10 protein-coding genes and 2 pseudogenes are annotated in these 14109 nt (G+C 74.0%); 9 read left to right on the top strand and 3 right to left on the bottom strand.

The window, feature by feature from the left end:
• The first annotated feature begins 11 nt into the window (after positions 1-11).
• From B5D80_RS15430 to B5D80_RS34335, 7 genes and pseudogenes are all read left to right on the top strand, one after another.
• A complete protein-coding gene (locus B5D80_RS15430; RefSeq protein ID WP_088644571.1) occupies positions 12-242 on the top strand; it encodes a hypothetical protein in 231 nt (76 codons plus the stop codon).
• 105 nt (positions 243-347) lie between these two features.
• Positions 348-2237, top strand: a complete 1890-nt coding sequence (locus tag B5D80_RS15435) for an alpha/beta fold hydrolase (RefSeq protein WP_088644572.1) — start codon at positions 348-350, stop codon at positions 2235-2237.
• Complete coding sequence (locus B5D80_RS15440) at positions 2234-2800, top strand: hypothetical protein (protein WP_088644573.1); 567 nt, start codon at positions 2234-2236, stop codon at positions 2798-2800. The genes B5D80_RS15435 and B5D80_RS15440 overlap by 4 nt, the downstream gene beginning before the upstream one ends.
• Positions 2797-3567: a class I SAM-dependent methyltransferase gene (locus B5D80_RS15445; protein ID WP_088644574.1), complete on the top strand. Its 771-nt coding sequence runs from the start codon at positions 2797-2799 to the stop codon at positions 3565-3567. The genes B5D80_RS15440 and B5D80_RS15445 overlap by 4 nt, the downstream gene beginning before the upstream one ends.
• Positions 3564-5381, top strand: a complete 1818-nt coding sequence (locus B5D80_RS15450; protein WP_211291508.1) for an ABC transporter ATP-binding protein — start codon at positions 3564-3566, stop codon at positions 5379-5381. The genes B5D80_RS15445 and B5D80_RS15450 overlap by 4 nt, the downstream gene beginning before the upstream one ends.
• A 16-nt stretch (positions 5382-5397) precedes the next feature.
• A complete protein-coding gene (locus B5D80_RS15455) occupies positions 5398-6879 on the top strand; it encodes a phytoene desaturase family protein (RefSeq protein WP_088644575.1) in 1482 nt (493 codons plus the stop codon).
• A gap of 330 nt (positions 6880-7209) precedes the next feature.
• A pseudogene (locus B5D80_RS34335) lies at positions 7210-7494 on the top strand (GNAT family N-acetyltransferase); the annotation flags it as partial.
• Between the two features lie 81 nt (positions 7495-7575).
• Here B5D80_RS34335 and B5D80_RS34340 read toward each other — a convergent pair.
• Both B5D80_RS34340 and B5D80_RS15465 read right to left on the bottom strand, forming a co-directional pair.
• Positions 7576-7698 (bottom strand): annotated as a pseudogene (locus B5D80_RS34340) (transposase family protein); the annotation flags it as partial.
• 85 nt (positions 7699-7783) lie between these two features.
• Complete coding sequence (locus tag B5D80_RS15465) at positions 7784-8644, bottom strand: helix-turn-helix transcriptional regulator (RefSeq protein ID WP_211291509.1); 861 nt, start codon at positions 8642-8644, stop codon at positions 7784-7786.
• Between the two features lie 49 nt (positions 8645-8693).
• On the opposite strand from B5D80_RS15465, the gene B5D80_RS15470 reads away from it, so the two are divergent.
• Together B5D80_RS15470 and B5D80_RS15475 are read left to right on the top strand one after the other, a co-directional pair.
• Complete coding sequence (locus B5D80_RS15470) at positions 8694-9377, top strand: alpha/beta fold hydrolase (RefSeq protein WP_169733064.1); 684 nt, start codon at positions 8694-8696, stop codon at positions 9375-9377.
• Between the two features lie 578 nt (positions 9378-9955).
• Positions 9956-12532: a helix-turn-helix transcriptional regulator gene (locus tag B5D80_RS15475; protein ID WP_088644577.1), complete on the top strand. Its 2577-nt coding sequence runs from the start codon at positions 9956-9958 to the stop codon at positions 12530-12532.
• Positions 12533-12599: 67 nt separating this feature from the next.
• Here B5D80_RS15475 and B5D80_RS15480 read toward each other — a convergent pair whose 3' ends face one another.
• Positions 12600-14078, bottom strand: coding sequence for a thrombospondin type 3 repeat-containing protein (locus tag B5D80_RS15480; RefSeq protein WP_144081682.1), 1479 nt, complete (start codon positions 14076-14078; stop codon positions 12600-12602).
• Positions 14079-14109 lie beyond the last annotated feature (31 nt).

Here is a 14109-nt window from a genome sequence, read left to right on the forward strand (position 1 = left end):
GGAGGTGATCCATGTCCGTTCTCGCCAACCGGGTGAACGCGGACCCCGCCCTCGCCACCATCCCGATCCACAGCGACGAGGCGCGCAACCATGTCGGCGGGATGCCGGTGCTGGCCACCCCGGCGACCATCGTCAGCGTGGCGGCCGGCGTCGGCCTGGTCGGCTCGGTGGCGGCGCTCTTCGGCGCCGGCTACGTCGCCGGGCGCAACCTCGGCGGGACCAGGCCGCCGGCCCCGAAGTGACGACGCGATCGCGGTAGCAGCACCAGGGCCGGTGGACCGCCGCGGCGGTCCACCGGCCCACCGTCCCGCCCCGGTCCACCCCGCACCATCAGGAAGCGCTGACCCATGCAGAGAGCACCCTGGCACCGCCGGCTCCGGCCGCCGGCCACGTTCGACCGCTCCGCCGTGCTGAGCTGGACCGAGCGGATCAGCTCGGTGACCCACCTCTTCGCCAGCCTGGAGTACCTCACCCGCAGCCGGGACCGGCAGCGGGGCGGGGCGAACAACTGGGCGGTCAACCGGCGTACCTTCCACGAGCACGCCCCCCGCCTGACCCGGGCGCTGGACCTGGCCGCCAACGACCGGGTGGCCACCGCGCTGCACGTCAGCCGGGCCGTCGCGGCGGCCGCGCTCTGGCTGCCGCTGGGCCGGCGGCAGCGGGTCGCCGCGAACGCGGTGCTCACCGGCAGCCAGGCCGCGCTGCACGCCCAGCACCTCTACGGCAGCGACGGCGCCGACCAGGTCTCCTTCCTGGTCCAGGCGCTCACCACCGCCGCCCGCGCCGGCCAACGCCGGCCCGCCGTGGTCGACGCCTGCCTCTGGTTCGTCGCCCTGCAGTCGGTGCTGTCGTACACGGTCTCCGGCTGGGCGAAGCTGCCCAGCGAGACCTGGCGCAGCGGACGCGCCCTGCCCGGCATCACCCGGACCCTCACCTACGGCGACCCGCAGGTCTGGCAGCTGATGCGCCGCTACCCCCGGCTGACGAAACTCGCCGCCCACGGGGTGCTGGCGATGGAGTGCGCGTTCCCGCTGGCCTACGCCGCGAAGGGCCGCCCCGCGCCGTACCTGCTCGCCACCGCCGGGGCGTTTCACCTGGTCAACGCCCGGGTGATGGGGCTCGGCCGGTTCTTCTGGGCGTTCACCTCCACCTATCCGGCGGTCGCCTACACCACCCGGCCCCGGGAACGCACCGGCGACGCGGCCGGCGTACGGCGCGACGACACCCTGCCCGCCGTGGCGGCGACCGCCGGTCTGGTGCTCTTCACCGCCGGCCAGGTCGCCCGGATCCGGCGACGTCGGCTGATCGAACGGGGACGCGGCGACGAGCGCACCTACACCACCGCCGCCGGCAACGTCCTGTCCTACCGGTACGCCGGCAACCCGCCACCCGACCGGACCGCCGGTGCCGGCGGGCGGTCCGGCGGGGCTGCCGGTGACGGGCCGGTGGTGGTGCTGGAGAGCGGGATGGCCGCCACCGCCGAGCACTGGGAGCGGATCGCCGGTCCGCTCGGTGACCGGTTCACCACCGTCACCTACCAGCGGGCCGGCTACGGTGCCAGCCGCTACCGGGGCACCGGGGAGTACCGGTTCGAGACCATGGTCGACGACCTGGTCGAGCTGACCCGGCACGTGGCCGGCGACCGCCCGGTGGTCCTGGTCGGCCACTCACTCGGCGGCTACCTGGCCCTGCTCGCCGCCGAACGACTCGGCGGGCAGGTACGCGGGGTGGCCCTGGTCGACTCCAGCCACCCCGCCGAACTCCGCCGTTCGCTGCGGCAGGCCGAGGGCGGCCGGGCGCTCACCAGCACCCTGGCCATCATGCCCGGTTCGCTGCGGGCCGGGTTCGGTTCGCTGCTGCCCCGGGCCCCCTGGATCGACCGGCTGCCCGAGTCCGTCCGCCCGCTGGCCCTGGCCCAGTACCGCGACCCGGAACTCTGGGCCGCTGCCCGGCGGGAGTGGCGGGTGGTGCAGGAACGCTTCGGAGACGAGAGCACCGGGCTGCCCCGGATCGACGTACCGCTGGTGGTGGTGACGGCCGGGCGGACCGCGCGTGCCGACGCCGTCCAGGCCGACCTGCACGACGAGTTCGCCGCCGCGGCACCCCGGGCGCAGCGGCACCTGATCGCCGACGCCGACCACGACGAGATCCTCACCGACGCCGACCGGGCCGCCGAGGTCGTCACGATCCTCACCGCGTTCGTCGACGACGTCACCGCGCCGGAGGTCCGGCGATGAGCCGCCGGGTCGGCTCCGACCTGCGCCCACTGACCACGGCGATCACCGCCGGCCTGGTCGGCTGGTTCGGGGTGACCGTGCTCAGCCAGCACCCGCAACAGGTCTTCGACAGGTTCCGCCGCTACGACGTACCCGGGTTGCTCATCGGCAACTGGCGCTTCTTCGCCCCCGAACCGGCACAGCACGACTTCCACGTCCTGCACCGGGTGCTCACCGCCGACGGCGCGCAGACCCGCTGGGTGGAGACCACCCACATCCCACGCCGGCAGTGGCGGCAGGTGCTCTGGTTCCCGGAACGCCGGCAGGACAAGGCGATCTTCGACATCTGCGCCGACCTGATCGTGCACCTGGGCACCCCCGGCGTCGAGATCACCGCCACCCCGCCGTACGAGGTGCTGCGGGACTTCGTCGCGCACGCCGTACGCCGGCAGTACGCCGGGGCGGACGTACCCCGGGGATTCCAGTTCGTGATCGCCCGCAGCGCCGGCTACGACGAATCCCACCAGCCGGACTACCTGCTGGTCTCCCCGTTCGAACCGTTGCCGGAGGGCACCCCGAGATGACTGAGATCGCCGACAGCGGCTACGGACGCCAGTTCGTCGACTTCTACGACCAGCTGTTCCCCGGCGGGGCGGCGGCGGAGCCGGCCGTCGCGTACCTCGCCGGCCTGCACCCGGGCGGCGGAGCACCCACCCTGGAACTCGGCGTCGGCACCGGCCGGATCGCCCTGCCGCTGGCCGACCGGGTCGGCGAGATCGTCGGGGTGGACTCGTCGCCGGAGATGCTCGACGCGCTGCGGGCCGCCCTCGCCGAACGGCCCCGCCCGGTCACGCCGGTGCACGGCGACATCCGCCACTGGTCCGACGAGCGCCGGTACGGGCTGGTCTACTGCATCTGCGGCACCCTGTCGATGCTGCTGGACCCGCAGGAGCAGCAACGGGTGGTGCAGGCCGCCGCCGCCCGGCTGGCCCCCGGCGGGCTCCTCGTGGTGGAGACCCACAACCCGCAGTTCGCGCTGGCCGTGCTCAACCAGGGCCGGGCCCGGGACTCCTTCTTCGTGCCCTACCCCGGCCAGGACACCGGGCTGCTGTCGTACTCCACCATCGACGTGGCGAACGGGATCTGGCACCTGGCGCACATCTGGATCTCCGAGGGCCGGTCCCGGATCGCCTCGGAACTGAGCCGGCTCACCACCCCCGACGAGGTCGACGGGTACGCCGAACACGCCGGACTGGTCCGGGTGGCCCGGCACAGCGACTGGGCCGGCAACGAGTTCACCGGCGCGGAACCGATGTACGTCACCGTCTACCGCGCCCCGGGTGACCGGTGAGCGCCCCGGCCGCCGGTGAGCGGCACTGGCTGCGCATGATCGCCGGATACGTCCGGCCACACCGGGGCCCGTTCGTGGCCGCCGCCGTGCTGCTGCTCGCCTCCAGCCTGCTCGGGCTGGCCCAGCCGCTGGCCGCCAAGGCACTGATCGACGGCCTCACCGCCGGTCAGGGGGTGGGTCGGGCGCTGGTCGTGCTGACCGGGCTGGTGATCGTCGCCGCCGTACTGCTCGGGGTCGGCAACTACCTGATCCTGCGCACCGCCGAAGCGGTCGCCCTGGACGGGCGGCGCGGCCTGGTCCGGCACCTGCTGCGGCTCACCGTGCCGGCGTTGCAGCGGCAGGCCCCCGGCGACCTGCTGGCCCGGGTCGCCGGGGACACCATGCTGCTGCGGCAGATCGCCAGCCAGTCCCTGATCGACATCTTCACCGGCGGCGTCATGCTGCTCGGCGCGGTGGTCCTGATGGCGGTGGTCGACCTGACCCTGCTCGGGGTGACGGCGGTCGTGGTGGTGCTGCTGGTGGTCATCATGGGGTTGCTGATGCCCCGGATCCGTGCCGCCGCGCTGCGCTCGCAGGAGTCGGTGGGCGACATGGGTGCCGCCCTGGAACGGGCGCTGGGCGCGTTCACCACCATGAAGGCCTCCGGCACCGAGGCCACCGAGGCGGCCCGGATCGACGCGGCGGCGCTGACCGCGTACCGGCAGGGGGTGAGCCTGGCCCGCTGGGGCTCGGTCGCCGGCACCAGCGCCGGCCTGGCAATCCAGGTCGCGTTCCTGGTCGTGCTCGGGGTCGGCGGCGCGCGGGTGGCCAGCGGCGCGATGCCGGTCTCGGCGCTGGTGGCCTTCCTGCTCTACGTGGCCTACCTGAGCCACCCGGTGATGCAGCTCGTCGGTGCCGGCACCTACCTGCAGATCGGGCGGGCGGCGCTGACCCGGATCGCCGAGATCGACGCCCTGCCCACCGAACCGATCGACCTGCCCACCGCGCCGCCGGTCAGGGCCGCCACCGCAACCGGTGTCCCGGCCGGGCCGGCGCGAGTCGGCGGGCCGACCACCGCGACCGGGGCGGGGTCGGCCCCCGGGCCGGCGGAGGTGGTGTTCGAACAGGTCAGCTTCCGGTACCCGGACCGGGACGAACCGGCCCTGCGCGACCTCACCCTGACCGTGCCGGCGGGCGGGCTCACCGCCCTGGTCGGGCCCTCCGGCTCCGGCAAGACCACGGTGCTCGCCCTGATCGAACGCTTCGCCGAACCGCACCAGGGCCGGATCCTCGTCGACGGCCGGCCGCTGGCCGACTGGCCGCTGGCCGAGCTGCGCGCCACCATCGGGTACGTCGAGCAGGACGTCGCGGTGCTCGCCGGGACACTGCGGGAGAACGTCGCGTACGCCACCCCCGGCGCCACCGACGAGGAGATCCGGGCGGTGCTGCGGACCACCCGGCTCGGCACCCTGCTGGACCGCCTCGGCGACGACCTGGACGCCCCGGTCCGGCACCGGGGGCTCTCCCTGTCCGGCGGCGAGCGGCAACGGATCGCGCTGGCCCGCGCCCTGCTGCGCCGTCCCCGGCTGCTGCTGCTCGACGAGGTGACCTCGCAACTGGACGCCGCCAACGAGGCCGCCCTGCGCGAGGTGATCCAGGAGATCTCCCGCCGGACCACCGTGGTCGTGGTCGCGCACCGGCTCTCCACGGTCCTCGCCGCCGACAAGATCGTCGTACTGGAGAATGGCACGGCCCGTTCCGTGGGTTCGCATCCGGAACTGGTCCGCACCGATGCGCTCTACGCCAGCCTGGCTGCGGAACAGGCGTTGGTCTGAGGCGGGAGGACACACCATGGGAACGCAGACGGCAGCCGGCGGACTCGACGCGGTGGTGGTCGGCTCCGGCCCGAACGGGCTGGCCGCCGCACTGGTGCTCGCCTCGGCAGGGCTGAGCGTCCAGGTTCACGAGGCCGCCGGGACCACCGGCGGCGGCACCCGGACCGAGGAGCTGACCCTGCCCGGGTTCCTCCACGACGTCTGCTCGGCGGTGCACCCGATGGCCCTCGCCTCACCCTTCTTCCGCGCCTTCGACCTGGCCGCGCACGGCGTACGGCTGTTGCAGCCGGAGATCCCGTACGCCCATCCGCTCGACGGGGGACGGGCGGCGCTGGCCTGGCGGGACCTGGACCGCACCGCCGAGGGTCTGGGCCCGGACGGGGCGGCCTGGCGGTCCCTGCTCGGGCCGCTGGTCCGACGCTGGTCGGGAGTGGTCGACACGGCCATGTCCGACCTGCGCCGGGTGCCCCGCGACCCGCTCGCCGCGCTGCTGCTCGGAATCCGCACCCTGGAACAGGGCACCCCGGCCGCGGCGGCCCGGTTCCGCACCGGGGAGGCCGCCGCACTGCTGGCCGGGGTCGCGGCGCACGCGATCGCCCCACCGCGCCGGCTCGCCCCGGCCGGGGCCGGCCTGCTGCTGGCCACGCTCGGACACGCGGTCGGCTGGCCGGTCCCCGCAGGTGGCAGCCGGGCGATCACCGACGCCATGGTGAACCGGCTCCGGCAACTCGGCGGCCGGGTGGTCACCGGCGACCGCATCGACGACCTGGCCCAACTACCGCCGGCCCGCACGGTCCTGCTCGACGTCTCCCCCGCCGGCCTGCTGCGCATCGCCGGCGACCGGCTCCCCGCCGGCTACGTGCGCAGTCTGCGTTCCTTCCGGTACGGCGGGGCCGCCTGCAAGGTCGACTTCGCGCTCTCCGGGCCGGTGCCGTGGACGGATCCGGACTGCGCCCGCGCCGGCACCCTGCACCTGGTCGGCTCGGCCACCGAGGCCCGGATCGCCGAAACCGCGGTGGTACGCGGCCGGCACCCGCAACGCCCGTACGTGCTCGCGGTCCAGCCCGGCGTCGTCGACCCGACCCGCGCACCCGCCGGCAGGCAGGTGCTCTGGACGTACGCGCACGTACCGAACGGCTCCCCACGGGACGTCAGCGACCAGATCGTCGCCCAGGTGGAACGCTTCGCGCCAGGCTTCCGCGACCTGATCCTGGCCACCCACGTGGTGCCGGCGGCGCAGGCCGGCACGCACAACCCGAACTACGTCGGCGGGGACATCTCCGGCGGCGCGGTCACACCGTGGCAGCTGGTGATGCGGCCGGCGGCCCGCTGGGACCCGTACCGGACCCCGCTGCCCGGCGTGTACCTCTGCTCGGCCTCCACCCCACCCGGGCCGGCCGTGCACGGCATGTCCGGGCTGCACGCCGCCGGCCGCGCCCTGCGGCAGCACTTCGGCATCCGCACCGCCCCCCTCGACCTGGTCCGCGGCGGACGCTGACCGGTCCGCGCGGCGTCGACCGAGTCGGGCGGGCGTCGACCGGCCACCGCGACGACCCGGAGTTCGGGTGCCGGTTCCTGGTCGATGAAGCCCGCACCGCCGGACCGGCGATGTTCTGACAGACCCCGACAGCGTGGTCGTTGCGATGATGCAGGCATGGATGTGCGCTGCGGTGAGGTATCGATTCGTCCCGGAGACGAACACGACGTGTCTGCGGTTGTCGGCTTGATGGACGGCGCAGTCGCATGGCTGGTCGCCGCAGGCCGCACCGGGCAGTGGGGGGTTGAGCCGTATTCCGCCAACCCGCGGTCCACGGCTGCCATTTCGAGCATGGCCGCCGGTGGGGAGTTGTACGTGGCGGTCAGCACGGACATCGTGGTCGGCGCAGTGGCCGTCGGCTCGGCGCCGGACCACGTGCCACCCGCGGCGGAACCCGAACTCTACGTTCGGCTACTGGTGACCGATCGGGCCTGTGCCGGGCGTGGGATCGGCCGCCGGCTGCTCGAACACGCTCGTACGGTCGCTGGGACCGCCGGCGTTGGCCTCTTACGGGTCGACTGCTACGCAGGCCCGGACCGGGCACTGATCCGCTACTACGAAGGAGCGGGTTTCACTGCGACCGAGGCATTCGAGGTTGCCCGACCATCCGGATCATGGCCGGGCCAGGTCCTGCAACAACGCCTGAGTCAGGCCCCAGGTCAACGCGTCGATGAGGCCGGGGGTGCGGGCGGCGGTCAGGTCGTGGGTCGACCCGGGCAGCGCGGCTGAGGCCCAGACGAGACGCCCGGCCGCGTCGGCAACGACCTGCACGTTCACCCCGCCGGGCCAGCGGCGGGCCCGGCGTCATCGAAGCCACTTCAGCCGGCTGTGCGTCGGGCGGCCTACTCGGCGACCGGCACCCCCGTCAGAGTGGATCCGACCCGGCCGATGCCGCATCGAGGGCCGCCCGGGTCCCGGCGTCGGCGGGGACCAGGATCCGCAGCCGGAGCCACGGGGCGTGGGCGGGGCGGGTCTGGGTGGACAGGAAGGCCAGGGGGCCGAGGGTCGGGTGTGGGATGAGCTTGCGGGTGGGCTCCAGGACCTGCACGTCGTGGTCGGCCCACCAGCCGCGAAACGCGGGGTTGGTCGTGGTGAGTTCCTCGACCAGGGCCACGAAGGCGGGGTCGCCCGAGTGGCGGTCGAACTCGCTGCGGAAGTCCAGCATGTTCGCGTGGGCGTTGCGGTGCCACGCGGGTGGGGCGGTGGGCCAGGTGACCGGGTCGAAGAGCCACAGCAGCAGATTGCGGTGGCTCGAGACCGGGGCGACCAGGCTGGCCATGATCAGCTCGGCGGCGCGGTTGTGCGCGACCACGTCGAAGCGGGGATCCAGGGCGAAGGCGATGTGCGGCAGCAGGGCGTCGATCAGCGCGGTGGTGTCGGCGTCGACCGGGGCGTCGCCGGGGGGTGGTGGGGGCAGGGCGGCGAGGTGGAAGAGGTGGTCGCGCTCCGAGGCGGTGAGGGCGAGGGCGCGGCTGAGGGCGAGGAGTACCTGCCCGGACGGAGTGACGGCGCGGCTCTGCTCCAGCCACGTGTACCAGGACAAACCCACACCCGAGAGTTGGGCCACCTCCTCGCGGCGCAGGCCCGGGGTGCGGCGGCGGCCGGGACCCGGATCCAGGCCGACATCGGCCGGGCGCAGCGCCGCGCGGCGCGTGCGCAGGAAGTCCGCGAGGGCCGCACGGCGCGCCTGCGACGTCGGCGAGGAGGGTGTTGGTGTGGGTCCCACGATGAACCATCCTCTCCCGGCGGCGGCCCCGGCGACGAATCCTGGGTGGGTGACCGATAACAGCTTTCTCCTGCTGCACGGCGGTGCCGGGCCGCACTCGATGGTGCCCTTCGGGGAGCTACTGCGGACCACGGTTCCCGGTGCGCGGGTGATCGTGCCGACGCACCCGGGGTTCGCGGGGACGCCCCCGCAGGCCGGCCTGGACAGCATCGCCGCGCTCGCCCGACACTACGACAGGCTGCTCGATCAGGAGCATCTCCATGGCGTCACGGTGATCGGGAACTCGATCGGCGGATGGGCCGCAGCCGAGATGGCGGCGCTGCGTAGCCCGCGGGTCGGCCGGGTGGTGCTGGTCGACGCCGTCGGGCTCGACGTTCCTGAGCAACCGCTCAGTGACGTGTCCGGGCTGACCCCGCAGCGACTTGCCGCGCTGTCCTTCCACGACCCGGCCCGGATCCCGGTGGACCCGGATCGTCCGGGGCCCGACCTGGTGGCGCTACGGACGTACACGGGGATGCGCATGACCGATCCGACCCTGCGCGATCGGCTCGCCGGCGTCGACGTGCCGATCCACGTGGTCTGGGGGGCGTCCGACGGCATCGCGCCGGTCGCCTACGGCCGCGCGTACGCCGATGCCATCCCGGGCGCCCGGTTCACGCTGCTGCCGGACGCCGGTCATCTGCCGCAACTGGAGGCCCCGGAACGACTCCTCACCGCCGTACTGGCCCGGTAGCCGTTGCGAATGCCGGGGGCCACCGGCGCGAGCCCGGACAACCTGCGCCTCACCGACGGGCCGGCCACTTCGGCCGGGCCGTCGTGACCCGGCTGGAACTCCAGCCACGGTGCGGTGCCGGCACGGTGATCCCGCAGCGAACCCCCCGCGCCGGCCGGCACTGCCCGCCTCGACGGACCTCGGGTGGCACCTCGGGCGAGGCGCCACCCGATTCCGCAGTTAGGGCGACGGCCGCAGCAGGGTGGGTCAGCTGTGGCAGCCCCGGGGCGCGTGGGGGCACATGGCGACCACGTCGCCGGACGGGGCGACGCCAGCGCCGCCCGGGCACCGGCGACGACGAATGCCAGGGCCGCAGCCGCGACGACCGCGCGAACCACTGTGGACATACCCGACGGTGTGTGGACGGGGCGACGGACACTGCGGTCAACCGCGCCGGCCGGTCGGAATTCCGATGGAGGCGCATTGTTGGCGTACCGGTTCGTCGAGGCCACAATGCAGGCAGCACTATGCCGCCACCACCACGAGTGGGCCAGCCGCACGCTTCATGCACCACCAGGGAATGGGGAGATGATCCCGGCATGACGATGATCGGCCGGGCCGGGGAGTTCAGCGCCGTCCTCGCTGCGGTGCACGATCCACAGGCGGACGTGGTCCTGGTCACCGGCGAGGCCGGCGTGGGCAAGACCCGGCTGCTCGACGCCGTGTCCACGGCTGTTCCCGCCGTCCGCGCCTGGGGGACGCGGGGCCTGTCACACGTCCCCCTGGCGGCCCTGGCGCATCTGGTCGACCCGGCGACGACGTCGCTTCCGGAGATGGTCGCCCAGGTGCTGCGGGCGATCCCCGCCGGCACGGTGCTCGCGGTCGACGACCTGGACGGCTGCGACGAGGTCTCCCTGGCCGTCGCGGTACGGGTCGCCCGCGACGCCGGCCGCACCCTGGTCGCCACGGTGCGGACCGCCGACGGTCGGGTGCCGCCCGCCGTGGCCGAACTCGCGGCGTCGTCGAACACCGTGCTCCTGCCGATCGCGCCGTTCGACCGCACGCGCACGGAGGAACTGGTCGACGCGCTGCTCGACGGGCCGGTCGACGCCGGAATCGTCGACGACGTGTGGCGGCGGACCGGCGGGAACGCCCTGTTCGTCACCCAACTGCTCGACGGCGCGCGGCGCAGCGGCGCATTGCACCGTTCGGCGGTCGGCTGGCACGCCGTCGGGCCGCTGCCGGTCCCCACCGGGCTGCGTAGTCTCCTGCCGGCCCGCCTGGCGGGGCTGCCCGACGACGCCGTCGCCGCCGCCCGTTTCCTGGCCGCCACCGGCCGGGCGCACGACGACGAGATCGCGCAGGCCGGGCACGTCGCCGGAACCGAGCACCTGGTCGCCCACGGGATCGCGGTGTGGGCGGCCGAGACCGTACGGTTCGTGCACCCGTTGTTCGCCGAGGTGCTGTGGGAGGGGCTGTCGCCGGCCCGTCGGCGGGCGGTGCTCCGCGAGCACCTCGCGGTCGTCCGGAGTCTCGCGCCGCACGACCACGTGCGGTGCACCGTGTTGAGCCTCGACGCCGGAGAGGCCGCGCAGCCGGGGCCGTTGCTGGCCGCGGCGCGGGTCGCCGCCGCGGGTGGTGCGACGGACGTCGCGGTACGGCTGGCCCGGGCGTGCCTCGACCGGGTCCCCGAGGTGTGGACCGCCCACCCGGAGGTCGCCGTCGGTGCCGCCCTCGTCCTCGCGGTCAACCTGTGGGAGACCGGGCGTGCCGAGGAGGCCGTGGCCGTCCTGCGCGACGCGCTGGGCCGCACCCCACCGGGCAGGGACGCCGCCCTGCTCGCCGTGACCCTGCACAAGGTGGTCCTCTGGGGCTGCCACGACCTGCCCGCCGCCCGGGACGTGCTGCGGCAGCAGTCCGCCCGTTATCCCGCGGGTGCACCGGTCGGGGCCCTGTTCGCCGTCGCCGAGGCCGACGCCCTGGCATACGCCGGGTTCCCGGACGAGGCGCTGGCACTCGCGTCCGGCGTCGGGGACGGCACCACGCTGCCGCTGCCGGTCCGGACCATGCTGGCGACGAGCCGCAGCAACGCCCTGGCCCACCTCGGACGGACCGGCGAGGCCGTCGCCGTGGTCGAGGCACTGCTCGACCAGGTCACGGCCGCCGGGCCGGAGGCGACCGCCGGGACCCGCGACAAACTGCTCGTGTACGCGAGCCACGCCCTACGCGAGCACGGTCGGCTCGACGACGCCGCCCGCACCGCCGAACGTGCCTACCACGGTGCGCTGGCCGACGGTGTGGTCTTCGAGCGCGCCTGGGCCGCGGTGTGCGTCGGTGCGGCCCGGTTGCAGGCGGGGCACCTGGACGAGGCGACGCTCTGGGCGCGGCGGAGCCTGGTGACCTCGGTGGCCGCCGGGATGACCGACTGCACCCGGGTCAGCCTGTCCGTGCTGACCGTGGCCCACGGCTCACGCGGTCTCGCCCCGGAGCAGGCGTGGGTGACACACCTGCGCTCACCCGAGGCGGGCCTGGGGTTCCTGCGCCACACCGTACCGATCGCGCTGGGCTGGGCCGCGTACGCCGAGGGTCGTCACGCCCTGGCCTGCGACCTGCTGCGGCAGGGTCAGGCCAGGGCCGCGCGGGACCGGGCGGTGGCCGCCGAGTCCTGGATCCTGCACGAACGCCTGCGGATGCACGACACCACCGGGGTACGCGTCCGGTTGGCGTCACTCGCCGTCGGGTCCCCGGTCGGGGCGGCGCGGCTGGCCCTGGCCACCGGGCTGGAACGCGCCTGCCCCGAGACCCTGCTGGCGGCCGCGGCGGCCTTCGAGGCCGCCGGTTCACCCCTGTACGCGGCGGAGGCCGCGGCGGCGGCGTCCCGGTGCGCGTCCGGCCGGGCCGCGGCGGCGGCCCGGCGACGGGCCGACGAGCTCGCGCACCAGGTGGGTGACCCGCCGACTCCCCTGCTGCGCCGGTCACCCGTGCCCGCCGACCCGTTGACCTCCCGTGAGCGCCTCGTCGCCGAACTCGCCGCGGGTGGGGCGTCGAACGCCGAGATCGCCGGGCGTCTGGTCCTGTCGGTACGGACGGTGGAGAACCACCTGTCCCGTGCCTACGCGAAGCTCGGGATCAGCTCGCGGGCTGATCTTGCCCGGTACGGGATCCCGCGCCGGTAGTCGTGGTGTCCGACGGCGGCGCGGCGGGCGTCGGCGACGACAGCCGCGCCGCCGTCGGACGGCGGTCTCAGCAGGTGCCGCCGCCGGAGGCGCAGCCCCCGGGGGCCCCGCCGCCGGTCGCCCCGTCGAGCGGGTTGGGCAGGTCGGGGCGGGTTTCGGGCGCGGCGGTGTTCCAGCCGGTCCCGAGGACCATCGCCCCGACGTGGGTGCTGGTGTCGTCACCCGAGAACAGGGAGATCAGGTCCCTGCGGTGCATGGCCGCGGTGACGTCGTCGTCGGTCAGGACACCGATCACGGAGGGTGCGTCCTGGACCGGGGTGACCGTCGTGCCCTTCATCGTGAACAGCTTGTCGAGCGCGGCGGCGGCCTCCTGGTGCGAGAGCCAGGCCGTGCCGGGCAGGGTCAGGCCGGTGCCCTCCTCGCCGGTGGTCATCGCATCGGTGCAGTTCTCGCCCTTGGCGTCGCACTTCTGGGTCGTGGTGGTCGAGGAGGTCTCCTTGCCGTTCTTGTCGACCGTCCGCTCGGTGTGGGTCTTCGTCGTCCCGGTGGTCTTGCCGTTCTCGTCGCGCTCGTACTCGGTGGTGTCCTTCGTGATCGTCGTGCCGCCGTCCTTGTTCTTCGTGTGGACGGTCTCCGTCTCCTTGACGACGTTCCCGTTCTCGTCGCGTTGCTTCCGCTCGGTGTGGTACCTGCCGCTCAGGTCGTAGTACGCCTCGTCGGTCGACGAGCCCACCGTGTTCAGGCCCGGGTCGTAGTACTCGGTCCGGCTGCTCGACGTGCAGATCAGCTCGCACCCTGCGGTGCCGGGAGTGGTCCTCGACGAGGACCCGTCGCCGTACTCGGTGACCTTCGTGCCGTTGTCGGGGTTCGTGTTCTTCTCGCCGCCGTGGCTGGCCGCCCACCAGGCGGTCACCCCGTCGTACGCGCCGTACCAGCTGCCGTTGAACCGGCCGAGGTCGATCCCCATCGTCTTGCCGCCGCTGTCGAGGGTCAGGCCGAAGGTCAGGCCGGTCTTCCACGGCGCTTCGACACCGAGGCCCTTGAGCAGCCCGTCGTCGATCCCGGCGAGCGCGAGGCTGCCCCTGCGGGTGGGGATCCCGAAGACCTCCGACGGCAGGCCCGACTCGACACCACCGGGCAGTTCCTGCAGGTTGAGCCACTTCTTTTCCAGGCCCTTGACGAACTCCTCCGGGAACACGGCCCACGTGCCGTACCCGAGTTCGTAGGTCGGCAGTTTCCCGTCGATCGTCGCGTCCAGGACGAGGGACAGCGGCGGGGTGCTCGCCGGGTCGAGCGGGTCGTAGCCGAGGGCGGTCTCGTCGGCGTCGGCCACGCCGTCACCGTCGGAGTCCACCACCCCCACCGCCAGGTAGCAGGCGGACAGGTCGCACACCCGCAGGTCGGCGAGCCTGTCGCCGCGTCGGCCGTCGGCGGCGTGGGCCGAGGAGGCGAGGGTCGTGGGGAGCAGAAGGGCGCCGCAGGCCAGGGTCGTCAGTGCGCGCCGGAACCAGGTAGGTGCGGAAGTGGCAATGGGAAGGGACATCATGGGGGCGAACCTAGGTATCCGCCGCAGGCAT

This window comes from Micromonospora wenchangensis, assembly GCF_002210435.1.
GTDB lineage: Bacteria > Actinomycetota > Actinomycetes > Mycobacteriales > Micromonosporaceae > Micromonospora > Micromonospora wenchangensis.

Coding starts and splice junctions, on each gene's coding strand:
- B5D80_RS15430 (WP_088644571.1), top strand. CDS start 12: ATGTCCGTTCTCGCCAACCGGGTGAACGCGGACCCCGCCCTCGCCACC.
- B5D80_RS15435 (WP_088644572.1), top strand. CDS start 348: ATGCAGAGAGCACCCTGGCACCGCCGGCTCCGGCCGCCGGCCACGTTC.
- B5D80_RS15440 (WP_088644573.1), top strand. CDS start 2,234: ATGAGCCGCCGGGTCGGCTCCGACCTGCGCCCACTGACCACGGCGATC.
- B5D80_RS15445 (WP_088644574.1), top strand. CDS start 2,797: ATGACTGAGATCGCCGACAGCGGCTACGGACGCCAGTTCGTCGACTTC.
- B5D80_RS15455 (WP_088644575.1), top strand. CDS start 5,398: ATGGGAACGCAGACGGCAGCCGGCGGACTCGACGCGGTGGTGGTCGGC.
- B5D80_RS15475 (WP_088644577.1), top strand. CDS start 9,956: ATGACGATGATCGGCCGGGCCGGGGAGTTCAGCGCCGTCCTCGCTGCG.
- B5D80_RS15480 (WP_144081682.1), bottom strand. CDS start 14,078: ATGATGTCCCTTCCCATTGCCACTTCCGCACCTACCTGGTTCCGGCGC.